General features: G+C 68.3%; 11 protein-coding genes. 5 read left to right on the top strand and 6 right to left on the bottom strand.

All coding sequences use genetic code 11. The annotated features are described in order from the left end of the window. Positions 1-79: 79 nt before the first annotated feature. Complete coding sequence (gene fis, locus HH110_RS01530) at positions 80-355, top strand: DNA-binding transcriptional regulator Fis (protein WP_026069829.1); 276 nt, start codon at positions 80-82, stop codon at positions 353-355. 59 nt (positions 356-414) lie between these two features. Here fis and HH110_RS01525 read toward each other — a convergent pair whose 3' ends face one another. Beyond that, complete coding sequence (locus tag HH110_RS01525) at positions 415-1020, bottom strand: hypothetical protein (protein WP_176988006.1); 606 nt, start codon at positions 1018-1020, stop codon at positions 415-417. A gap of 143 nt (positions 1021-1163) precedes the next feature. Between HH110_RS01525 and purH the strand changes: the two genes are divergently transcribed. From purH to purD, 4 genes are all read left to right on the top strand, one after another. Next, on the top strand, positions 1164-2747 hold the full coding sequence (gene purH / locus HH110_RS01520; protein ID WP_176988005.1) for a bifunctional phosphoribosylaminoimidazolecarboxamide formyltransferase/IMP cyclohydrolase: 1584 nt from the start codon (positions 1164-1166) through the stop codon (positions 2745-2747). A gap of 17 nt (positions 2748-2764) precedes the next feature. Beyond that, positions 2765-3625, top strand: coding sequence for a hypothetical protein (locus tag HH110_RS01515; protein ID WP_176988004.1), 861 nt, complete (start codon positions 2765-2767; stop codon positions 3623-3625). Positions 3626-3717: 92 nt separating this feature from the next. After that, complete coding sequence (locus HH110_RS01510) at positions 3718-4533, top strand: hypothetical protein (protein ID WP_176988003.1); 816 nt, start codon at positions 3718-3720, stop codon at positions 4531-4533. A gap of 93 nt (positions 4534-4626) precedes the next feature. Further along, positions 4627-5913: a phosphoribosylamine--glycine ligase gene (purD, locus tag HH110_RS01505; protein ID WP_176988002.1), complete on the top strand. Its 1287-nt coding sequence runs from the start codon at positions 4627-4629 to the stop codon at positions 5911-5913. A 64-nt stretch (positions 5914-5977) separates the two neighbouring features. On the opposite strand, the gene HH110_RS01500 is transcribed toward purD, so the two are convergent. The 5 genes from HH110_RS01500 to HH110_RS01480 form a co-directional block, all read right to left on the bottom strand. Continuing rightward, complete coding sequence (locus HH110_RS01500; protein WP_342589202.1) at positions 5978-6244, bottom strand: helix-turn-helix domain-containing protein; 267 nt, start codon at positions 6242-6244, stop codon at positions 5978-5980. A gap of 49 nt (positions 6245-6293) precedes the next feature. Further along, complete coding sequence (locus tag HH110_RS01495) at positions 6294-6677, bottom strand: type II toxin-antitoxin system RelE/ParE family toxin (protein ID WP_176988000.1); 384 nt, start codon at positions 6675-6677, stop codon at positions 6294-6296. Between the two features lie 156 nt (positions 6678-6833). Further along, positions 6834-7709: an RNA polymerase sigma factor RpoH gene (gene rpoH / locus HH110_RS01490; protein WP_019183519.1), complete on the bottom strand. Its 876-nt coding sequence runs from the start codon at positions 7707-7709 to the stop codon at positions 6834-6836. A 405-nt stretch (positions 7710-8114) separates the two neighbouring features. After that, positions 8115-11795, bottom strand: a complete 3681-nt coding sequence (locus HH110_RS01485; protein WP_241696362.1) for a TonB-dependent receptor — start codon at positions 11793-11795, stop codon at positions 8115-8117. A 1-nt stretch (position 11796) separates the two neighbouring features. Continuing rightward, positions 11797-24111 (bottom strand): Ig-like domain-containing protein, encoded by a 12315-nt coding sequence (locus HH110_RS01480; RefSeq protein ID WP_176987999.1) that lies wholly within the window; start codon positions 24109-24111, stop codon positions 11797-11799. Between the last annotated feature and the right edge of the window lie 62 nt (positions 24112-24173).

The raw sequence follows: 24173 nt of genomic DNA, 5'->3' as shown, positions 1-24173 counted from the left end.
CGGCGCACGCGCTAGACTGACCCCATCACCCTTCCGCCGTGGGCTGTTGTCCGCCCCGGCTCTTGCACCGGGAAACTCCTTGAACGCTGTCCTTTCTCGTCCTGACAACAGTCGTGGCGCGCCCAAGCCACCCCTGCGTGAACACGTCGCCCAATCGGTCAGGCGCTATCTGCGGGACCTGGATGGCTGCGATGCGGACGATGTCTACGAGATCGTGCTGCGCGAGATGGAGATTCCGCTGTTCGTGGAAGTGCTCAATCACTGCGAAGGCAACCAGAGCCGCGCCGCCTCGATGCTGGGCATCCACCGCGCCACCCTGCGCAAGAAGCTGAAGGAATACGGCATCACCACCTGATGCCGGTGGGGTACCTGCGTGGTCCCCACCTCCGTTTCGATATGCTGCCCGGGCGCGGATCAGCGGTCTGCCAGCCATGAGTCCCAAGGGAAGCGTCCGCCAAGGTGCTTCCGGAGCCATCCCGCATCGCGGACGTGCTCAAGACTGTTGCGCAGGGCAAGGACCTGGCGTGCCACGCGGTCCGGATGGCCTGCTGGCCCTTCCAGCGCGAAAATCCTGAAGGTGTTGCCGGGTGATCGCTGGAAACGGGCAATGGCCCCGTTCGAGAACAGAATCGCGCCCTCGTCCATCGACGGGACGAACCGATAGACCTCGATCGCATACATATCTGCGACCACGGAGAGGTAGACCAGCAGCTGTTCCACGCTCGGTGTGCGCCGGTACAACCGGACCCCATCACCGACGCATTGTCCTTCGTCCAGATAGATCTTGTACTCGATGCCAAGATTGCGCCGCCGCTCACGCAGATCGACGAAGTACGACAGCACGACATCCGCCCCCTCGCCCCAGCATTCATCCGCCTGTGCCTTCAATGCCCCCGCGTCGTTCCTGCGGTGCCAAGGTGCCGCATGAGGGCCATCACCCCCATAACCCAGATACATGGACAGGAAACCGACGTACCCATTGGTGCGAATCAGTGAGCGGATAGCGTCGTGCAGGGACATCGGGGCTTCCAGAGCAGAGAGAAACGATGCGCAGCTGTTGATGCGCACGGCGGGTGCCGCAGGCCCCGCGCGGGGCGCTCTTGAGCAGACAAGAGGCCCAAAGCCTACAATATGCCCCCGCTCCGCTTCGATCTCCTGCCCCCATGAGTTCCGATCTGCTGCCCGTGCGCCGGGCCCTGCTGTCCGTTTCCGACAAAACCGGTCTGATCGACCTGGCCCGCGCCCTTGCCGCGCGCAACGTGGAGCTGCTCTCCACCGGCGGTACCGCCAAGGCGATCCGCGAGGCCGGCCTGGCAGTGAAGGACGTTGCCGACGTCACCGGTTTCCCGGAAATGATGGACGGCCGGGTCAAGACCCTGCACCCGATGGTGCACGGCGGCCTGCTCGGCCGCGCCGGGCTGGATGACGCGGTCATGGCCGAACACGGCATCGGCGCGATCGACCTGCTGGTACTGAACCTGTATCCGTTCGAGTCGGTCACCGCCAAGGCGGACTGCACGCTCGAAGACGCCGTGGAAAACATCGACATCGGTGGCCCGGCCATGCTGCGCTCGGCCGCGAAGAACTTCGCCCGCGTGGCGGTGGCGACCGACCCGTCGCAGTACGCCGAACTGCTGGCCGAGCTGGACGCCCACGATGGCAAGTTGTCGGCCGCCAAGCGCTTCGCCTTCTCGGTGGCCGCGTTCAACCGTGTGGCCCAGTACGACGCGGCGATCAGCAATTACCTCTCCGCCGTGACCACCACCGACACCGCCGTGCCGCTGCGCAGCGAGTTCCCGGCGCAGATGAATTCCAGCTTCGTGAAGGTGATGGACCTGCGCTACGGCGAGAACCCGCACCAGAGCGGCGCGTTCTACCGCGACCTGTACCCGGTGCCGGGCACGCTGGCCACGTTCCAGCAGCTGCAGGGCAAGGAACTGAGCTACAACAACCTGGCCGATGCCGATGCCGCGTGGGAATGCGTGCGTCAGTTCGACGTGCCGGCCTGCGTCATCGTCAAGCACGCCAACCCGTGCGGCGTGGCCGTGGGCGCCGGCAACGGCGATGCCTATGAGCTCGCCTATGCGACCGACCCGACCAGCGCCTTCGGCGGCATCATCGCCTTCAACCAGCCGCTGGACGCCGCCACCGCGCAGGCGATCCTGGACCGGCAGTTCGTCGAAGTGCTGATCGCCCCGGACTTCGAACCGGCCGCGCTGGAATACGCGCAGAAGAAGGCCAACGTGCGCGTGCTGCGCATTCCGCACGGCGACGGCCGCAACAACTACGACACCAAGCGGATTGGTTCCGGCCTGCTGATGCAGAGCGCCGACAACCGCGGCATGGCGCGCGACGAACTGACGGTGGTGAGCAAGCTGGCGCCGACCGAGAAGCAGTTCGCCGACCTGTTGTTCGCCTGGAAAGTCGCCAAGTTCGTCAAATCCAACGCCATCGTCTACGCCAAGGACAACCGCACCATCGGTGTCGGCGCCGGCCAGATGAGCCGCGTGTACTCCGCGCGCATCGCCGGCATCAAGGCGGCCGATGCGAACCTGGTGGTGGAAGGCTCGGTGATGGCCTCCGATGCGTTCTTCCCGTTCCGCGATGGCATCGATGCCGCTGCTGCCGCCGGCATCAAAGCGGTGATCCAGCCGGGTGGCTCGATGCGCGACAGCGAAGTGATCGCGGCCGCCGACGAGCATGGCCTGGCCATGGTGTTCACCGGCGTGCGTCACTTCCGTCACTGATCCGCGGGAAGACACGGATGTCTCCATGGCAGACCCGATGCCTTGCAGCGCTGGCGCTCGCCACCGCTGCGGGGCTGGCCAGCTGCACGCCGGCCAGTGAACCGGCGGCGCCGCAGCCAGCCCCCGATACCGTCGCGCCCTCTGCCGGCCCGATCGCCCACGTCAGCCGCAGCACGCGCCTGCAGGGCTTTCTGACCGAGCGCTACGGCAAGGCCGCCAAGCTCTCAGGGAAATGGCGTGGCAGCTGGGTCCAAGACGGCGACACCCGCCTCACGGATTGGCATGTGTGCGCCGAGCAACCGGTAGTCACCGGCGACAGCTGGCAACAACTGCTGGCCGTCTGCGGTTCACCGCTGGACGGTGCCCACCCGGACCCGGGCGCGATCGACTTCTTCGTGCTGCGCCCCGAGGCGGACCGCTTTGCCGTGGCCGCCGCGCTGACCGGGCAGAACTTCGGCAGCCGGGGCGAGCCCGGCACCGTGCAGATCCTCCGCGCCGGCAGCGACTTCTACGGCTTCCGCATCGAGCACGGCTGGTTCGGCCAAGGCTATTCGCTGATCACCCAGACGCTGGTGTTGCCCGGCCCGAACGGGCTCGTGGAAGCCGGTGGCGTGCGCAGCCATATCGACAACACCGCCGCCTACGACTGCGACGACGCCGATGCGGAACCGGACTGCCAGGCGCGGTTGTTCAACCTCGATTTCACCCTGCGCTTCGACGACCGCGATCCGGCGGCACGGCAGTGGCCGCTGCTGATCGAGGAGACCGGCCTGGGCTGCGGCGGGCAGCCGGTGCGCCGCGAACACCGCTTCACCCTGGACCCGACGACCTGGAGCTATGCGTTCCCCGAGGCACTGAGGCGCGAAGAGTGCGAGTGATGCGTTTATACGCATTGGCAGTCGTGGCGCTCGTGCTGCTGGCCGGCTGTGACCGTACACCTGCGCCTTCCGGACCCGCCAAAGCGCACCGTGTGCTCGACACCACGGCGCAACCGGAAGACACCGTCCGGGTCAGGGGCGATCAGACCCAGCGCCTGGAGGCCTTCCTTCGCGAGCGCTATGGCGACAAGGCCGTCCTGGATGCGCCATGGAAGGACGACTGGGAGGACACCGAGGTCGAGGCGATGCGCCCGGTCACCCGCAGCGTGTGCGCGCGTGACACGGTCACTGCCGAGGGTCATGAGCAGACCCTGCTGGCGGTGTGCCAGACGCTGGACGACGCAGCCACGGTCGAGCCGGGCCGGGTCGATCTGTATGTGCTGCGCGTGGGCAAGGACAACGAAGAGGCCAACCGAGGCGACGTGTTCGCCCGACTGCTCGCCGATGATCCGCTGCTGGTGATGGCCCAGCGCCTGCAAGGCCCGTACGGCCGCCACGGCGCACCCGGCACCGTCCAGATCGCGCAGCTTGGCCCACAGCGCCGCGCGTTCCAGATCACCCATGAGGAACACCGGCGCGGCCATCGGCGCATCTGGCGCAGTTACATCGCCGAGCACAACCATCGCCTGCGCGATGTCGCCCGGTACCGCGATCATCTCGACAACCTCGCCCTGCACCACTGTGACGGCGAGCCGACCGCCTGCGGAAGCACGGTCTTCGCAGTCGACTTCAGCACGACGGTGGGCGACAGCACTGCCGTGGATGGCTACTGGCCGCTGACGGTGCGTGCCAGCGGCCACGACTGCACGGGCCCGGCAACCGAGTTCTACCACCTCATCTTCGATGCCCGGCAGCGCGCGTATCCGGTACCGGATGACCTCCAGCGCGACGGCTGCGCCGACAGCTGAGGCCGTGGGTTGCCACGGCAACCGACCGCCCGAATGCACCCGCCGCCCGCACCGCGTAAAATCACCCTCCTGCCCTCTTACGCGAGAACTGCATTGAAGATCCTGGTCATCGGCGCTGGCGGCCGCGAACACGCCCTGGCCTGGAAGCTGGCCCAGTCCGCGAAGGTCCGCGAGGTCATCGTCGCGCCCGGCAATGCAGGCACCGCCACCGAACCCAAGTGCCGCAACGTGGACGTCAAGGTCACCGACCTGGACGGCCTGCTGGCGCTGGTCGGCACCGAAGACATCGGCCTGACCGTGGTCGGCCCGGAAGTGCCGCTGGTGGCCGGGGTCGTCGACCGCTTCCGCGCCGCCGGCTACCGCATCTTCGGGCCGACCGCCGCCGCTGCGCAGCTGGAAGGCAGCAAAGCGTATGCGAAGGACTTCCTGGCCCGCCACGGCATTCCCACCGCGTTCTATGCCGTGCACACCGAGGTCGAGCCGGCGCTGGCCTACCTGCGGGAGAAAGGCGCGCCGATCGTGGTCAAGGCCGATGGCCTGGCCGCCGGCAAGGGCGTGATCGTGGCGATGACCCTGGCCGAGGCCGAGGACGCGGTGCGCGACATGCTCTCCGGCAATGCCTTCGGCGATGCCGGCGCACGCGTGGTGATCGAAGAGTTCCTGGACGGCGAAGAAGCCAGCTTCATCTCGATGGTGGACGGCAGGACTGCGCTGCCGATGGCGACCTCGCAGGATCACAAGCGCGTCGGCGACGGCGACACCGGCCCGAACACCGGCGGCATGGGCGCGTACTCGCCGGCCCCGGTGGTGACCGATGAGGTGCATGCGCGCGTGATGCGCGAGGTGGTCAACCCGACCGTGCAGGGCATGATCGCCGACGGCATTCCGTTCACCGGTTTCCTCTATGCCGGCCTGATGATCGATGCCAGCGGCGCGCCGAAGGTGATCGAGTTCAACGTGCGCTTTGGCGACCCGGAAACCCAGCCGGTGATGCTGCGCCTGCAGTCGGACCTGGTGGACCTGGTCGAAGCGGCGATCGACGAGCGCCTGGACACCGTGGAGGCGCAGTGGGATCCGCGCCCGTCACTCGGCGTGGTGATGGCCGCCTCGCCGTATCCGGAAACGCCGATCACCGGCGACGTGATCCATGGCCTGGACGCGGTCGCCGCGACGGCCAAGGTGTTCCATGCCGGCACCACGCTGGACGCGCAGGGCCAGGTGCTCAGCGCCGGCGGCCGCGTGCTGTGCGTGGCGGCATTGGGTGGCACGGTGGGCGAAGCACAGCGCAACGCTTACGCCGGCGTCGGTGCGATCCACTGGGCCCACGAGTTCCACCGCCGCGATATCGGCTGGCGGGCGATTGCGCGCGAGCAGGGCTGAGACAGCGTGGGGGCAGCGACGGCTGCCATGTAGCGCAAAGGCCCGGCATTGCCGGGCCTTTGTTCTAGAGGACGGCGTCGAGCCCTTTCCGGTCGATCAGGTTCAACAGCTTCAGCGATGGTCCACTCGGCTTCTTGTCGCCCTGCTCCCAACTGCGCACTGTTGAAACGCTGGTGTTCAGCACGCCTGCGAATACCGGCTGGCTGAGCGCAAGCGACGTGCGGAGTGCACGGATCTGGCCGCTGCTGTACGCGGGCACCGGCTCCAGGCAAAGCGCTTCGTAGCAGCTCAACCGGCGCTTATCGATGACCCCATGTGCATGCAGGCTCACGGCCGCATCGTGCACAGCCTCCAGAAGCCTGCTCTTCGGGCGCCGGCGCTCAGATGTCTTTGTCATGACAGATCTCCTGCAGGTCACCGCATTTCACGGCGCGATCCAACTGTGTCGAGCTCATTCCCAGAAATTCCGAGGCATACAACTGGAGCGCATCCCGTTCCGTACCGCTGATTGTCGCGCGCTCGTTCTTCTCATAGCCGAAAAGGAAGAACCAACTGCTGCCCCGCGGGGCCGCGATGATGGTCCGGACACTCCCGCTCTTCCCGCGGCCGGGCAACCGAACCCGCTTCTTGAAGATGCCACCGCCGAGGTCAGCATCCACCAGGCCTCGCCGCATCTCATCCACCGCTCGGCACAGGGCCTCGCTGCCGAGCGCAGACCTTCGGAGGCTGCGGTTGAAACTCCGGGTGCGGAAGACACGTTGCATGATCATACCGTGCCACTGAGTGGTACGGCGTGAACATCAGAAGGCGGCGTGCCCCGCTGTCGGAAAGATCACCGGACAGACACCGGTATAACGCTGCCGGAAAAGAAAAGGCCCGGCAGTGCCGGGCCTTATCATTTACTCCAGCGGCTTACTGCATCACGCAGTAAACAGCGCCTTCATCTTCTTCAGTGCGTTCGCCTCTACCTGGCGGATGCGTTCGGCCGACACGCCGTACTCATCGGCCAGCTCCTGCAGCGTCACCTTGCTGTCCGCGTCCAGCCAGCGACGGCGGATGATGTCGCGCGAACGCGCATCCAGCTCGGCCATGCCTTCGCGCAGCAGCTGCAGCTGATTGTCTTCGCTGTCCATCCGCTCATACGCCATCGAAGGATCTTCTTCGTTGGCGCGCAGATAGGCAGCCGGCGACGGCGGCGCATGATCGTCATCGTCATCGCTGGAGAGATCGAAACCGATATCGCGGCCGGACAGGCGCGACTCCATCTCGAGCACTTCGCGCTCGGACACGTTCAGGTCCTTGGCCACTGCACTGACTTCCGCCGCGTTCATCCAGCCCAGACGGGTCTTGGACTTGCGCAGGTTGAAGAACAGCTTGCGCTGCGCCTTGGTCGTGGCGACCTTGACGATGCGCCAGTTCTTGAGGATGAACTCGTGCATTTCCGCACGGATCCAGTGCACCGCGAACGACACCAGGCGAACGCCCATGTCCGGGTCGAAGCGCTTCACCGCCTTCATCAGGCCGATGTTGCCTTCCTGGATCAGGTCGCCCAGCGCCAGGCCGTAGCCGTTGTAGCCACGGGCGACGTGCACCACGAAGCGCAGGTGGGAATGGACCAGCTCGCGCGCGGCGTCCAGGTCCAGCTCGTCGCGGAAGCGGCGGGCCAGGTCCTGCTCGTCATCGACCGACAGCACCGGGATCTGGTGCACGGCACCGATGTAGGCGTCCAGCGAACCGAGCGCACTGGGAATCGGGAGATTGTTTGCCACAAGGGCAGTAGAGGTGTTCTGGCTCATAGCACTCATCTTAGCAGTCCCGGAATTGGACTGCTAAAGGGGAAAGAAGTTCCAGCGTTCTGTTCATGGGATGCTGGCACCGATCACCCGGCTAACGTACCGCGAAATGATGACAGTGGCGAGGGCCTGGGACCGGCGCAGCAAAACCAATGAAATCAACAATATAGACTGGTGAATGGGGCGATATCGCGTGTTTTCTGGCTGAACAGCCCGCCGAAAGCGCCCATTCATCCCGGAAAGGTTGTCGGCAGTTCAGCCAGGCATGGCCTGGCTCTACCCCCAGGCCACCACCGAAGCCGACCGCCAATACCGCGATGCCCGGTAGTGCCACGCCATGCGTGGCAGGCCCAAACCCATCGAAGCCGCAAACGACGCCATGCGTGGCAGGCCCAAACCATCCGAAGCCTAGTAATACCCCGCCATATTCAGGAAGAACCCCTTCTGGTCGTACTTCAGCTCGGTCATGTCATCGCTGAACTCGGTGAAGTTGTAGCCCACCCCGACCTTGAAGTTCTCCCCGACCCGGCGGTCCACGCCCACCAGCCAGCCCTTGCGCACGCCACCGTCGCGCACCTTCAACCAGCGGTGCTCGGCCAGCCCTTCCCATTGCGCGAACAGGCGATAGCGCAGTTGCAGCGCGGCGAAGTCGGCGCGGCTGTCCAGCCAGGCACCCTCGCCGCGGCCGGTGCGGTAGTCACCCCAGCGCGAGGCCAGTTTGCCGGCCACTTCCCAGCGCGCGCCCAGCTGACGGATCCCTTCCAGCGAGAGGATCTGCGAACGCTGGTCGTACAGGTTGCCGCCCTCCTGCCCCAGCGAGGCCACATCGTAGAGATAGGTGAACTTGCCGAAGCCGGCCCAGCGCGTGTTGTCGTGCGGGCGCCAGGCGAAGCCCATGTTGGTCTCCACCAGCTTGGCGTCGGCCAGGCGGTCGATGCGGTCTTCGGTATCGGCATAGTTCGCGCGCAGGGCGAAGCGCCAGTCGTCGTTGAGTTTGTACAGCAGGCGGTTGGTGGTCACCCACTGCTCGCGCTGCTCGGCCCCACTGTCGCGGCGATACTCCAGCTTGCTGTTCCACTGCGCCACGGCATCGGTACGCCCGCCGCTCACGCTGTAGGCACGGCGATCGACACGGCCCAGGGTGGAATCCAGCTCACCGTCCATGATCGTGAAGCCCAGGTTCCAGCCCTGCGCGGGATAGAAGTCCATGCCGAAGGTGTGCACGATGCCCGCGCTGTCCTGGCGACGGTCCTTCAGATACTGGCTCTCGTTGTAGACGTTGACCTGGTTGCTCAGCCGCCAGCGCTGGCCCAGCGTCCAGCCACTCTGCAACCCGGTATCGAACAGCGGATCGGTGACGGTGCGGTCGGTGCTGTAGCTGTAACTGCCGTACAGGCTGTGGTCCGGTGCCATGCGGTACTCACCATCGACCTTGGCGCCATGGCCGCGGCTGCCGCCACTGACTTCCGCGCCGACACTGCTGCGGTCGCCGAACAGATACCGCGCGCCCAGCGTGAGCAGGTCGTTCTTCTCGTACGCGCCACCGTCATCGTCCAGCGTGACCTGGCCGGTGCCGTACAGTTCCCACGACGCGCCGAAGCGCTGGCGGTAACCGATCGCCGCCAGCAGGGCGTCCACGCTCTGCAGCTCCTGTTCCTCGCGCACGCGGCGCAGCTCACCGGTCAGCTGGCCGTCGTTGCCCAGTCGCCACTCCGCGGCCAGCTGGCTCTGCTCCAGCGCCAGTTCGCCCTGCTCGGTGCGGGTGTGCCGGCCGTACAGACTGACGTCGTCGGTGAGGTAGCCGAGGAATTCGGCACCGTATTCCTGGATCGGCAGACCGGTGTCCTGGCGCGCGACCGAGAAGCCGGCATCGACGTCGCGCCACCACGCCCCCAAGCTCCAGTCCTGCGTCGTCCAGCCCAGCTCACGCAGGTTGGCACGCGCTTCCACCGCGCTGGCGGTGCCCGAGCGCCGGCCTTCGTAGGGATTGCGACGGATGAAGCTCAAGCCGCCGTTGTCCGAATAGAACACCGGGGCGGCAGTCGCTTCGGTGCGGGTCTGCTCCATCTTCAGATATGTGCCACGTCCCGCCTGCAGGGTGAGGTCGGCGCCCTTGAGGCTGTAGTTCTCGCCGCTGCGGTTCTCGTCGATCCAGGTGCCGCCGATCGCCACGTGGTCACCGATCCATTGCCGGCCGCGCGCGCCGTAGGTCACGTCATCGCTGCTGAAGCCCAGCGGCACGTATTCGTAGTCCACCAGCAGCAACTGGTCGTAGCCGTCGAGGGGCATGTCGCGGGTGATGCTGCGCACGTTCTCGCGGGTCAGCTGCGCCAGTGGACGGGTCAGGATCAGGCGGCCCTGCAGGTTGTCGATCTCGTAGTCCACGCCCTCCTGCAGGGTGGCGCGCGTTTCGGTGCGGCCGGTGGTGCGGTCGCGCACTTCCAGCACCACCTGCTCCGAGCCCGGCAGCACGTCGGTGTGGCGCAGGTAGTACAGGCTGCCGCCGGTACCGAGGAATTCACTGTGGCCCGGGGCGGACTGCGCTTCCGAACCGAACACCTTGACCTGCGAGCGTGCCTCGCCCAGCGGCGTGGCCTCCAGCGAACGCCAGTTCAATGCACCGCCATACAGCGAGCGCACGTACTGGCCATATTCGGTGCCGGTGATGCCAGTGGCGTAGTTGCCCCACACGGCCTGGCTCTGGTCCCAGTCCACGCGCAGGTACAGCCGGCCCTGCGTATCCACGTCGCGGTAGGTGGTGGAGTCATCGCCATACACCGGGTAATACAGGTCCGGATCCAGGCGGCGGAACACGTCCTGCGCGTCGGCCTGGGTGAAATCGCGGAACAGGTACTTCAGCTCGCGGTCCTGGGTGTCGGCCTGTGCAGTGACCAGGTATTTGCCGCGCAATTTGCCCTTCAGGTAGAACGCCAGCCGGCCCTCGCTGAGGAAGCTGTCGTCGTCGCGGTCATCCGCCGCCAGGGGCTGCAGATTGCCGCTGGCGCTGTTCTTGGACACGGTGACATCGGCGATGGCAACCAGGAACAGGTAGCGGCCGGTGACATCCACGTCCAGCTGCCGCTGCGCGGAGGGCGCATCGCGGGATTCGACACTGACGTCGTAGCGATGCTCGCCCACCGGCTCGAGGAACTCGGCGGCGAACTTCTGCTCCAGGTCGACCGGGAAGTCCTGGCCGTTGATGCGCACGCGGCTGTTGGGTTCCAGGTTGCGGCCATACAGACGCACGCGCGAGCCGTGGATGGGAATGTTCTGCAGGCGGAGCATGCTCTGCCCGTAGATGCTGTTGCTGAGCTGCAGGTCCTGCGCGCTGTCGCCATCCAGGGCCTGGCCCAGCGTTTTCTGCACGTTCTCACGGGTGATCTGCAGGCCCCGGTCAAAATCGGCCGGGGTCACCAGCTGGATGCGCTGGAGACGGGTTTCATCGAACGCCCCACCGGCACCGTAGGCGCGCGCGACGTAAATGAGATCGTCACCGGTGCGCAGCTTGATCTGCGGCGGCAGCTCACCGCTCCACTCGGCATCGCCAACGTAGTCGGCCGGCAACTCGATGCGGGCCAGCGGCGTGACCAGATCGGTATCGGTACCGCGATACAGCGTCACCTCCAGTTTCTGGATGAAGGAGGCGTAGTTGTTGTAGCTGTGGAAGCGCAGCGGACGGATCACCCGGCCGTTCTCGAACGGCACGGTGGCGGCGGCCTGCACGCTCAGGCTGGGCGGCACCATGGTCGGATCTTCGGTCGCCCACACCACGCCGCCGTTGGGCAGCTCGGCCATGAACTGGCCGCCGCGCGCCGCCACGTCCGGGGTGACTGCCGGTGACGCCGGTACCGTGCCGACCACGGGGAGATCGGTGCGGCCCGGCAGTGGCAGCGCGGGCGCGTCGTCATCGCCGATGCGCAGCAGCAGCCCGTCATCGCTGCGGCAGCTGTCGGCTTCGCAGCGGATCGGCGCGGGTGAAGGAGCCGGCAGAGACTGCTGGGCGGCGGCAGGCGCTGCCAGCAGCACGGCGCTGGCCAGGCCGAGGATGAGGCGGCGGGAGATCGGGCTCGGAATCAGGGTCATGTCCATGTCAGCGCCCCTCCCCGGTCGCGCGACCGGGACTGGCAGGCTCGGGGGGATCATCCAGGCGCAGGCGCTGCAGCACGCGCCCATCGGCGTCCAGCACCTCGATCGTCGTCACCGCGGCGACCGGCGCCGGCAGCTGCGGTCGCAGGGCTGCCCGCAACGCCTGTGCACGTTGCCGTGCAAGGTCTGCCTGGCCGGCGGGCGCGGTGAGCTGCAGCCGTCCGCCGCCACGCGCCACCAGGGCCTGCGCGGCCGTTGCGATCACCGGTGCGCGGTCGGCCCCCAGCTGCGCGCTGCCCGTCGGGAACAGGGCCTCGCCCAGCTCGATGCGCGCGGGTCGCGATGCGGTGGGCGCTGTCGGCGGTGCGGTGCTCAGCGCACCCTCGGGCATGCGCACGCCGAAGTCGAAGCGCACCGGCAGCCCGGGGGTGATGCGGCGGACCAGCGGGTTGGGCGTGGTGAAGCGCGCGCCGGCCGGCAACGTGGACGGATCCACCTTGAGGATGAAGTTGCGCCCGCGCGCTTCGCCGCCCGGAATCCCGACCAGGTGATAGCGGCCTAAGGCATCGGTTTCCATCAGCAGGCCTTCCACCGCTGCGATGCGCACGCCGGGAATGCCGCGCTCACCGTCATCCTGGATGCCGTTGCCGTTGCGGTCGTCGAACACGCTGCCGACGATCAGGCTCTCATCGAGCAGCGGATCGGTGGTGATCTCCACCTCGGCCGAGGCCACGTTGCCGATCGTGCGGTTCTCGCCGTCGATGGCGGTGATGCGGTTGGTGTGCACCCCCGTGCCGGTCCCGGCGCCGACGCGCAGGTAGTACACCACCGTGGCACGCTCCCCCGCGGCCACGTCGATGCCGTCGATGCGCAGCGGCTGCACGCCGCTGGTGCGTGCGTCGTTGTCGGCATCGAGCACCGCGAATCCGCCGCGCACGAAGGTGAAGCCCGGCGGCAGCGTATCGAGCAGGGTGGCACCGTTGGCATCCACCTCGCCGACATTGTCGATGGTGACGGTGTAGCGCACCAGGTCCCCGATCTGCGCGCTGCGCTTGCCGGCCACCTTGGTCAGGCGCAGTACGGCCTGCTGGCCGGCCACGGTGACCGCGACATTCGCTTCGGCGCACAGTGGTGTCGGGAGGGACACATCGCAGACCCGGTAGCGGAAGCTGTCGGTGCCGGCGAAGTTGGCCGCCGGCGTATAGGTGCAGACGCCGTTGGCGCACTGCACGCTGCCGTGCGTGGGCGCCACCGCGACCTGCAGCGACGCCGGATCCAGTGGCGCGGTACGCGCACTGTCGTTGGCCAGCACGTTGATCGCCAGCGGCGCACTGCTCTCCGCGGTGACGGCATCGTCAGCCAGGGTGAGCACGTTCGGCTCGACCATGACCGTGACCGTGGCACCGGCACACATCGCCGGATTCGCCACCTCGCAGACCTGGTAGTCGAAGGTCTGCTCGCCGGAGAAGTTGGCCAGCGCGGCGAAGCGGATGCGGGCACGCGGCAGCACCGTGGCCGTGCCATACGGCGGCGGCGCGGTGATGGTCACGGTGACGGTGTCCGGATCGATCGGCGTGCCGTTGACGCGGTCGTTGCCGAGCACGTCGATCTCGATCACGCCGTCCTGCGGGATTTCCACCCGGTCGTCTTCAGCATCCACGCCTGGATCGCCGGCGATGACGGTGACGGTGACGTTTGCGGTATCGCAGACGGTCGGCTGGTTGAGCAGGCAGATCGTGTACGTGGTGCCATAGCTGCCCGGCGCCAGCCCGGCAGCCACATCCACCCAGCCATCGGCGCTGAAGGCCAGGGCGTTGGTGGCGACCGGTGCGAAGCTCACCTGGGCCGGATCCAGCGGCGCGGTGTTGAACGTATCGTTGGTGAACACATTGAACAGGCGCGGGCGGCCGGACGGACCGATCGGGCCGCCGCTGTCGTCCACCGCCAGCAGCGCACCGACGGGGCCCTGCACCCGCACCGTGGCGATCGCGGTGGTGCAGTTGGTCGGCACGCCGTTCTCGCACAGCTGGTAGGCCAGTTGCACCTGGCCGGGCTGCACACCCGCCGCGACCATGATCTGGCCCTGGTTGTTCATCGTGTAGCCCGGCGTGCTGCCGGTCAGGCTGGCCACGACGCTGCCCAGCGGCGGCGGCGAAACGTTGTTGAAGCTGTCGTTCTCCACGACCGAGCGGGCGATGGTGCCGCCCACGGCCGGATCGACCGGGGTGCCGGTGAAGTCGTCGTTGACCGCGAGCACGACGTTGGCCGAGCCGGACAAGGTGAGCGTCACGGTGGCGTCGCCACATTGCGCGGTGTACGGCGCAGGCAGGCAGACCCGGTAGCTGAAGCTCACCGGCCCCGGCGTGCCCGACGGCGGGGTGTAGCTGAAGCTGCCATCGGCATTGAACACCAGGCCCGGCAATGCGCCGCTGGTGAGGGTGTAGAGCGCACCGGCGACGACATTGTCATTGGCGCCGACGTTGGCCGTGAGCGGAAGCCCGGCAGGCACGGTGAAGCTGTCGTTCTGCGGGACCGGGGTCACCACCACGGTGACCGTGGCGGTGGTGCAGTTGGCCAGTGCGGCGGCTTCGCAGATCTGGTAGGTCACCACGGTGGCGCCGGCGGTGACCCCGCTGCCGATGCTGATCGTGCCGGCCGGGTTGATGCTGACACCGGCCGGTGCGCCGATCAGGCTGAGCTGCACCGCTGCCTCCGGCGGCGGGCTGACGCCGTTGAGCTGATCGTTGGCCAGCACGCTGAGCGAGGAGGTGGTGCCCGGTACGAGGCCGGTGAGCACGTCATCACCGGCCACCAGCGTGCCGGTGTTGATGTTGATCGTCACCGCAGCGGTGGCGCAGGTCGTGGCGTACGGCGCAGGCAGGCAGGTCTGGTAGGTGAAGCTGACCGGACTCGGCGTACCTGCCGGCGGCGTATAGGTGAAGCCACCATTGCTGGCCAGGGTCAGGCCGGGCGGCGGCGTGCCCTGCACGGTGTAGAGCGCACCGGCGGGCATGGCGTCGTTGCTGGCCACGCTGTTGCTCAGGGTCTGCCCGACCTGCACCGAGAACGCGTCGTTCTGCGGGGCGGGGCTGACCACCACGGTGACGCTGGCGGTATCGCAGTTGCCCGGCGCGGCGGCTTCGCAGATCTGGTAGGTGATCGTCGTGGCACCGGAGGTCGTGCCACTGGCCACCGTGATCGTGCCGGTCGGCGTGATGCTGAAACCGGCCGGTGCGCCGACCAGGCTCAGCAGTACATCCGCCGCTGCCGGCGGCGAGACACCATTGAGGCTGTCGTTGGCCAGTACGCTGCCACTGGAGGTGGTTCCGGGTGCGACGCCGGTGAGCGTGTCATCGCCGGCCACCAGCAGGCCGTTGTTGACGTTGATGGTGAGGATCGCGCGGCCGCACAGGCTGCCGTTCGGCGCCGGCAGGCATACCTGGTAGGCGACGCTGACCGGGCCGGTCACGCCCGCGGCCGGGGTATAGGTGAACGTGCCGTCGGGGTTGAAGGCCAGGCCCGCCGGCGCAGTGTCCTGCAGGGTGAACACCGCACCCGGCGGCGTGTTGTCGTTGGCGGCGACAGTGTTGCCCAACGTCTGTCCGGCCTGCACTGCGAAGGCATCGTTCTGCGGTGCCGGGGTGACGACCACGGTGACGCTGGCGGTATCGCAGTTGGCCGGCGCCGCCGCTTCGCAGATCTGGTAGGTGATCGTGGTCGGACCGGACACCACACCGGTGCCCACGCTGATCGTGCCGTCCGGCGAGAGGGTGAAGCCACCCGGCGCGCCGACCAGGCTCAGCACCACATCGGCGGGCGCCGGCGGCGAGACACCGTTGAGGCTGTCGTTGGCGAGCACGCTGCCGCCCGTGGTCGCACCGGGCAGCACGCCGGTGAGCGTGTCATCGCCGGCGGTGAGCGTGCCGTTGTTGACGTTGAGGGTGACCGTGGCCGTGCCGCACAGGCTGCTATTCGGTGCTGGCAGGCACGCGCTGTAAACGAAGGTCACCGGGCTGGGCGTGCCGATCGGCGGCGTATAGGTGAAGCTGCCATCGGCGTTGAACGCAAGCCCGGCGGGCGGCATGCCCTGGATCGCCCAGGTGGACCCCGGCGGCAGGCTGTCATTGGTCGCCACACTGTTGCCCAGACTCTGCCCGGCCTGCACCGAGAAGGCATCGTTCTGCGGCGTGGGACTGACGATCACTGTCACCGTGGCCGTGGCGCAGTTGCCTGGCGCGGCGGCTTCGCAGATCTGGTAGGTGAGCGTGGTCGCGCCTGCCATCGTGCCGGTGGCGACGCTGATGGTGCCGCTGGGCGTGATCGCGAAGCCGGCGGGCGCGCCCACCAGGCTCAGCACGACGCTGGCCGCGGCCGGCGGCGAGACGCCGTTGAGGCTGTCATTGGCCAGCACGCTGGCGGCCGACGTGGTGCCCGGGGCGATGCCACTGAAGGTGTCATTGCCGGCCAGCAGCGCACCGGTGGTGATGGTGAGGGTGACCGTGGCGGTGCCGCACAGGGTCGTGTTCGGCGCCGGCAGGCAGGCCTGGTAGGTGAAGTTCACCGGCCCGGTGGTGCCACCCGGCGGGGTATAGGTGAACGAGCCATCGGCATTGAAGGTCAGGCCGGCCGGCGGCGTGCCCTGCAGTGTCCAGCTGGCGCCGGGCGGCAGGTTGTCGTTGCTCGCCACGCTGTTGCCCAGCGTCTGCCCCAGCTGCACGCTGAAGGCATCGTTCTGCGGCAGCGGCGTCACCACCACGGTGACGCTGGCGGTATCGCAGTTGTTCGATGCAGCGGCTTCGCAGATCTGATAGGTGAGCGTGGTCGGGCCGGCGGTCACCCCGCCACCGACGCTGATCGTGCCGTCCGGATTGATCGTGAAGCCGGCCGGTGCACCGACCAGGCTCAGCAGCACATCCGTCGCGGTCGGCGGCGAGGTGCCGTTGAGGCTGTCATTGGCCAGCACGCTGCCGGCCGTGGTCGCGCCGGGCAGCACGCCGGTGAGCGTGTCATCGGCGGCGGCCAGGGTGCCGGTGTTGACGTTGAGCGTCACCGTGGCGGTCGCGCACAGTGCCGCGTTCGGGGCCGGCAGACAGGTCTGGTAGGTGAAGGTGACCGGACCGGTGGTGCCGAGCGGCGGGGTATAGGTGAACGTGCCATCGACATTGAACACGAGGCCCGCCGGAGGCGCGCCCTGCACGGTCCAGCTCGCGCCGGCCGGCATGCCATCGTTCGCCGCGACGTTGCCGTTGCTGATCGTGCCACCGGCCTGCACCGCATAGGCGTCGTTCTGCGGTGCCGGACGGATCACCAGCGCAACCGTGGCGGTATCGCAATTGGACGGCGCGGCGGTTTCGCAGATCTGGTAGGTCAGCGTGGTCGCGCCGGCGACAACACCGGTCGGCACGTTGATCGTGCCATCCGGGGCGACGCTGTAACCGGGCGGTGCACCGACCAGGCTCAGCTGCACGGTGGCCGGCACCGGCGGACTGACGCCGTTGAGCGCATCGTTGCCGAGTACGCTGGGCGTGGCGGTACCCGGCGCGATGTTGGTAAAGCTATCGTCGGCGGCCGCCAACGTGCCCAGATTGACGTTGAGCGTGACCGTCGCCGTGCCACAGACACCGGCGTTGGGTGCGGGCAGGCAGGTCTGATAGGTGAAGGTCACCGCACCGGTGGTGCCCACCGGCGGCGTGTAGCTGAAGGTGCCGTCGCCATTGAACAGCAGCCCGTTCGGCGGCGTGCCCTGCACGGTCCAGGTGGACCCGGCAGGCATGCTGTCGTTGGCGGCGACGCTGCCGTTGACGAGCGTGCCACCGGCCGGCACGGAGAAGGCATCGTTCTGCGGCGCCGGCGTGACCACGATGCGGATCGCGGCGGTGGCGCAGTTGGTCGGCGATGCGGCTTCGCACAGCTGATAGGTCAGCGTCGTGGCACCGGCGGCGGCGCCGACGGGAATCTGCACGGTGCCATCGTTGTTGATCACGAAGCCGGCCGGTGCACCGAGCAGCAGCAGCTGCACCGTCGCCGCGGCCGGCGGGCTGACGCCATTGAGCGAATCGTTGGCCAGCACGCTGGGCGTGGCGGAGCCACCGGTGAGCGGCGCAGCGAAGGTATCGTCGTTGGCGACCACGGCGTTGACGGCGATGGTCAAGGTGGCCGTGGCGGTGCCGCAGAGGGCGGCATCCGGTGCGGGCAGGCAGGCCTGGTAGGCGAACGTGACCGGGCCTACAGTGCCGGCCGGCGGCGTATAGGTGAAGCTGCCGTTGCTGTTGAACACCAGCCCCTGGGGCGGCGCGGCCACGCTCCAGGTCGAGCCCGCCGGCATGTTGTCATTGCCCGACACGTTGCCGCTGTTGGGCTGGCCGGCCTGCACGGCGATCGCATCATCGACGGGGGCCGGACGCACCACCAGCGCGATGCTCGCGGTGGCGCAGTTGTTCGCCGCGGCGGTTTCGCAGATCTGGTAGCTCAGCGTGGTCGCGCCGGTAGGCGCATTGCCCGCCACCGAGACCGTGCCGTTGGGGTTGATCGTGAATCCGGCCGGCGCGCCGACCAGGCTCAGCGAGACGCTGGCGGCCGGTACCGGGCTGACGCCGTTGAGCGCATCGTTGTTCAACACGCTGGGCGTGGCAGCGCCCGGCGCGATCGCACCGAAGCTGTCGTCGGCCGCGACCAGGGCGCCGTTGTTGATGTTGAGCGTGACCGTGGCGGTGCCGCAGACGGCCGCGTTCGGCGCCGGCAGGCAGGCCTGGTAGGTGAAGCTGGTCGGGCTGGTGGTGCCGGCCGGCGGCGTGTAGCTGAAGCTGCCGTCGGCATTGAAGGTCACACCAGACGGCAGTGCGCCCGGCACGGTGTAGAGCGACCCGATGGGCATGTTGTCGTTGCCCGAGACCACGCCATTGATCGTCTGGCCCGCCTGCACGGCGAACGCATCGTTGACCGGCGCAGGCGCCACCACCAGCGCGATACCGGCGGTGGCACAGTTGGACGACGCAGCGGCTTCGCAGATCTGGTACGTGAGCGTGGTGGCGCCGGCGGCGGTCCCGGCGGCGACCGTGACCGTGCCATCGGCAGCGATGGCGAAACCGGTCGGCGCGCCGATCAGCGACAGCACGACCTCGGCAGGCAGCGGCGTGGCCGCATTGAGTGTGTCGTTGACCAGCACGGACGGCGAGGCGGTACCGGGGGCGAGCGGCGTGGCGAAGCTGTCGTCGACCGCCACCAGCGTGCCGCTGTTGACGTTGAGGGTGACGCTGGCCGTCGCGCAGACGCCTGCGTCCGGTGCCGGCAGGCAGACCTGGTAGGTGAACGGGATTGCGCCACTGAAGCCGACCGGGGGCGTATAGCTGAAGGTGCCGTCGGCCGCGAGCACCAGACCGTCCGGCGGGATGTTGAGCACGGTGAACTGGGCGCCCACCGGCACATTGTCGTTGCTGGCCACCGAGCCGTTCAGCACCTGGCCCGAGGGCGTGGACAACGCATCGTCCACGGCGGACGGCGCGACCACCACGCGTGCGGTGGCGATGGCGCAGTTGGATGGCGCCGCTGCTTCACAGAGCTGGTAGGTCAGATTCTTCACGCCTGCCGGCGTGCCCGGTGCCACCGTCACCGCACCTTCGGCGGTGATGGCCAGCCCGGCCGGCGCGCCCTGCAACGACAGCAGCACATCGGCTGCCGCCGGCGGAGTGCTGCCGTTGAGCGCATCGTTGGCCAGCACCGAGGGGGTGCTGCCGCCGGTGACCGGGTTGATCGGGGTCGTGCTGAAGTCATCCGGATTGGCGGCGAGCGTGCCTGCGTTGACGGTGATGGTGGCGCTGGCATTCGCGCACAGCGTGGCGTTGGGCGCCGGCAGGCAGACCTGGTAGTCGAACGTGACCGCGCCGGTGGTGCCGACCGGCGGGGTATAGGTGAAGCTGCCGCTGCCGCTGAACACCAGGCCGGCCGGCGCGGTGCCGGTGACGGTGAACAGCGCGCCCGGTGGCACGTTGTCGTTGTCCCCCACGGCGCCGTTGAGCGCTTGCCCGGCCGGCGTGGAGAACACATCGTTACTCGCCGACGGTGAGACCACCAGACGGATCGTGGCGCTGGCGCAGTTGCCCGGCAGCGCCGCTTCGCAGACCTGGTACGTCAGCACCGCAGCACCGCCCACCGCGGTGGGCGGCACCTGCAGCAGACCATTGGCATCCAGCGCGTAGCCGGCCGGGGCGCCGACCAGGCTGAGCAGCACGCTCGCAGGGGCCGGCGGTGTGACGCCATCCAGCGCGTCGTTGGCCAGCACGCTGACCGTGGTGGTGCCGCCGGGCGCGAGCGGCGCGGCACTGAAGTCGTCATCGCGCGCCAGCAGCGTGCCGGCGTTGACGTTGATGGTCGCCGTGGCGGTGCGGCACTGGGCGGTGTCCGGCGCCGGCAGGCAGACCTGGTAGGTGAACGTCACCGGCCCGGTGAAGCCGGCCGGCGGCGTGTACTGGAACGTGCCGTCCGGGCCGAACTGCAGTCCCGCCGGCGCCGGGGTGGTCAGGGAGAACACCGCACCGGCCGGCGCGTTGTCGTTGCTGCCGACGTTGCCCGCCAGCAATTGACCGGCCGGCGTGGAGAACACGTCGGCCTGCGCGGACGGTGCCACCAGCAGCCGGATCTGCGCCGAGTCGCAGTTGCCCGGCAACGCCGCTTCGCACAGCTGGTAGGTCAGCGTGACCGCGCCGGCCGGGACGCCGCTGCCGACCGTCACGCTGCCATCGGAAGCCAGCGTATACCCGGCCGGCGCACCGACCAGGCTGAGCAGCACGTCCGCGGAGGCGGGCGGCACGGTGCCGTTGAGGCTGTCATTGACCAGGACCGAAGCGGTACTGCCGCCGAGCTCGGGGTCGATCGGGACGCCCCGGAAATCATCGTCATTGGCGATCAGGGTGCCGGCATTGACGTTGAGGGTGACCGTCGCGCCCGCACACACCGCGTTGTCCGGCGCAGGCAGGCAGGCCTGGTAGGCGAAGGTGATCGCGCCCTGGGTGCCGGCCGGCGGGGTATAGGTGAAGCCGCCATCCGGATTGAACACCAGCCCGGTCGGCGCGGTGCCACTCAGGCTGAAGGCGGCGTTCGCCGGCACGTTGTCATTGCCGGCCACGTTGCCGGTCACCGCCACGCCCACCGGTGTGCTGAAGGTATCGTTGACCGCCACCGGCGCCAGCAGCAGGCGCACCGCCGCCGTGGCGCAGTTGCCGGGCAGCGCCGCTTCGCACAGCTGGTAGGAGAAGTCGAGCGCCCCGGAGGCTGCACCGCCCGGCACCGAGATCGTGCCGTTGCTGTTGAGTACATACCCGGCCGGCGCACCGACCAGGCTCAGGATCACCTGGGCCGGCGCAGGCGGAATGGCACCGTTGATGGTGTCGTTGGCCAGCACGCTGTTGGTGGTGCCGCCGGTGGTGGGCGTGATGATCGCGCTGCGGAAATCATCGTCATTGGCGACCAGGGTGCCGGCATTGACGTTGAGCGTGACCGTGGCGGTATCGCAGACGCCCGCCAGCGGCGCGGCCAGGCAGGCCTGGTAGTTGAACGTGGTGGTGCCGGTGTACTGCGCCGGCGGGGTGTAGATGAAGCTGCCATCGGCGTTGAACGCCAGGCCGGGCGGAGTCGCGCCCGTCACCGCGAAGGTGGTGCCGGCCGCGGTGTTGTCGTTCACCGACACATTGCCGCTGAGCGCCGTGGCGACCTGGGTGGTGTACGCATCCGCCACCGCATCCGGCGCGATCACGACGACGATGGTGGCGGTGGCACAGTTGCTGGTACCGGCCTGGCACAGCTGATAGGTCAGCGTGACCGGGCCGGCGGCGGCATCGGCAGGCACCTGCAACTGGCCGGCGGCATCGAGGGTGTAGCCGGCCGGAGGGGCGTTGATCAGCGAGAGCGCGGCCTGCGCGGGAAGGATCGCAACACCGTTGAGGGTGTCGTTGCCCAGCACGCTGGCGGTGAGCCCACCGGCGCTGGTCAGCGGCGCGCTGCTGAAATCATCGTTGGTGGCGACGATCGCACCGGGGCTGACGTTGATCGTGGCCGTGGCGCTGTCGCACACGTTGCCGTTCGGTGCCGGCAGGCACACCTGGTAACGGAAACTGTCCGGCCCGGTGTAGGCCGCCTGGGCGGTATAGCTGAAGCTGCCGTCCGCGGCGAGCGTGACGCTGCCGTGCGCGGCCACCGCCAGCACGCTGAACTGCGCACCGGTCGGCACGTTGTCGTTGCCGGCAACCGTTCCGGTCAAGGCGATGCCCGCCGTGGCCGAGAAGACGTCGTCCACCGCATCCGGCGCGATCACCAGCTGTACGTTGGCGGTGGCGCAGTTGCCCGGGGTGGCTAGTTCGCAGATCTGATAGCTGAAATTCACCGCACCGGCGGCGGCGCTGGCGGGAACAATCACCTGCCCACCGGCGTCGACGGCGTAATCGGCCGGCGCATTGCTGAGCGTGAGGGCAACCGCGCCCGGCGCAACCGCCGCGCCGTTGAGCGTGTCGTTGGTGAGAAGGCTGACGCTCGTGGTGTTCCCCGGCTGCAGCGGTGTCACGAACAGATCGTCCACGGCGGCGATCTGGTTGCCCTGCACGTTGACGCTGACGGTCGCGCTGTCGCACACCGTCGTGTTCGGCGTCGGCAGGCACACCTGGTACGTGAACGAGTCCGGTCCGGTGTTGGCGTTGGTCGGCGTATAGCTGAAGGTGCCATCGGCGTTGACCACCGCGATGCCCCGGGTCGGCGCGGTCCCCAGCGTGTAGGTGGAGCCACTGGCGATGGTGTCGTTGCCGGCCAGGGTGCCGGTCGCAGGCTGTCCACCGCCCGGTGTGGTGACCGTATCGTTGACCGCGTCCGGGCTGACGATCAGATTCGCCGTGGCCGTGGCGCAGTTGGCCGGCAGGGAGTTCTCGCAGAAGCGGTAGGTCAGCGCCAACGGGCCGGCCGCAGCGGTGGCAGGCACCTGGATAGTGCCGTTGGCATTGATCGCGAAACCGGCCGGTGCACCGACCAGACTCAGCGTGACCTGCGCCTGCGGCACGGTGCCGCCGTTGAAGGTGTCGTTGCCGAGCACGCTCGGGGTCAGCCCGCCGGTGCCGGGCGGAAGGGGCGTGGTGAAGGTGTCATCGACGGCGACCAGCGCGTTCGCATTGACCACGATCGAGGCGGTCGCCGTGCTGCAGACGGTCCCGTTCGGTGCCGGCAGGCAGACCTGGTACTGGAAGGACGTCGCCGCAGCGATGCCACCGGCAGGCGCGTAGGTGAAGCTGCCGTCGCCGTTGAGCGTCAGACCGGCCGGCGGCACGCCGACGGCGGTGAACACCGCGCCCGTCGGCGCGTTGTCGTTGGCGGCTACGGTAGCGGTCAGCGAGGGCGCGCCACCGGTCGCGTTGAAGCTGTCGTTCACCGCGGTCGGGCCGATGATGAGGCTCACCGTCGCGGTGGCGCAGTTGGTCGGCGAGGCGTTCTCGCAGATCTGGTAGGTCAGCGTGGTCGCCCCGGCGGCCGCACCCGCGGGCACGGTGATCACGCCTGTGCTGTTGATCGTGAAGCCGGACGGTGCGCTCTGCAGCGCGATGATCAGGTCGGGCCCGTTCACCGGGGCGCCGTTGAGCGTGTCGTTGCCGAGCACGGTGGGCGTGCTGCCGCCCGTGGTCGAAGAGATCGCCGTGGCAAAGGTGTCGTTGTTGGCCACCAGTGCGTTGGCCTGCACCGGCACCGCCGGCGTGGTCGCGGTGTTGTCCCCCGGGGTCGGGTCGGTGGTGCCTACCGGCAGCACCAGCGAGACGCTGTTGGCCGGCACCGTGGCCGGCGTGCTGGTCGGGGCCGTGCCCGTGACCAGCAGCACCACGCTGTCGTTGACGCCGACAGTGACCTGCACGTTGATCGCATTGCCGCTGCCGGTGGCCTGCGCGCACGACGAGGCGGCGGTGGTGGCCTGGCAGGTCCAGCTGACATTGGTGAGCAGCGCGGACACGGTATCGACCACGCCCACGCCCGAGGCGGCGGACGGGCCCGCGTTGTTGACCTGGATGCGGTACTGCACCGCTCCACCGGCCGCGACCGGTGTGGCACTGAGCAGCGCCTTGGTGACGCTCAGCTGCGCCTGCAGGGCCAGTGCATTGCTGTCGATGGCGCTGTTGTTGCCGGGCGCGGGATCGCCGACATCGGCCGGCGCCGTCACCGTGGCGGTGTTGTTGAGCGGGTTGGGATAGCTCTGCGCCAGCAGCGGCGGCGGCAGCAGCAACGCCAGCAGGGCCACCGCGCGCGCGATGCAGGCCGAGGCCGTCCCTGCCCTGCTGTTTGTGCCGGTTGCTGCCATGCGCTCATCCTCGAAAACAGTGGTCCTGTCCATCCCCTGCACGGGTCACCCCGCGCCACACG

The organism is Stenotrophomonas sp. SAM-B (assembly GCF_013387485.1).
Lineage (GTDB): Bacteria > Pseudomonadota > Gammaproteobacteria > Xanthomonadales > Xanthomonadaceae > Stenotrophomonas > Stenotrophomonas maltophilia_AA.
Note: the sequence above shows the minus strand (reverse complement) of the source record. Positions and strands in the feature narration are given on the sequence as shown.

Bases quoted from the DNA above. Each gene is read 5' to 3' on its own strand.
- purH (WP_176988005.1), top strand. From the start codon at position 1,164: ATGAGTTCCGATCTGCTGCCCGTGCGCCGGGCCCTGCTGTCCGTTTCC.
- rpoH (WP_019183519.1), bottom strand. From the start codon at position 7,709: ATGAGCCAGAACACCTCTACTGCCCTTGTGGCAAACAATCTCCCGATT.
- HH110_RS01485 (WP_241696362.1), bottom strand. From the start codon at position 11,795: ATGGACATGACCCTGATTCCGAGCCCGATCTCCCGCCGCCTCATCCTC.
- HH110_RS01495 (WP_176988000.1), bottom strand. From the start codon at position 6,677: ATGCAACGTGTCTTCCGCACCCGGAGTTTCAACCGCAGCCTCCGAAGG.
- HH110_RS01515 (WP_176988004.1), top strand. From the start codon at position 2,765: ATGTCTCCATGGCAGACCCGATGCCTTGCAGCGCTGGCGCTCGCCACC.
- HH110_RS01525 (WP_176988006.1), bottom strand. From the start codon at position 1,020: ATGTCCCTGCACGACGCTATCCGCTCACTGATTCGCACCAATGGGTAC.
- HH110_RS01480 (WP_176987999.1), bottom strand. From the start codon at position 24,111: ATGGCAGCAACCGGCACAAACAGCAGGGCAGGGACGGCCTCGGCCTGC.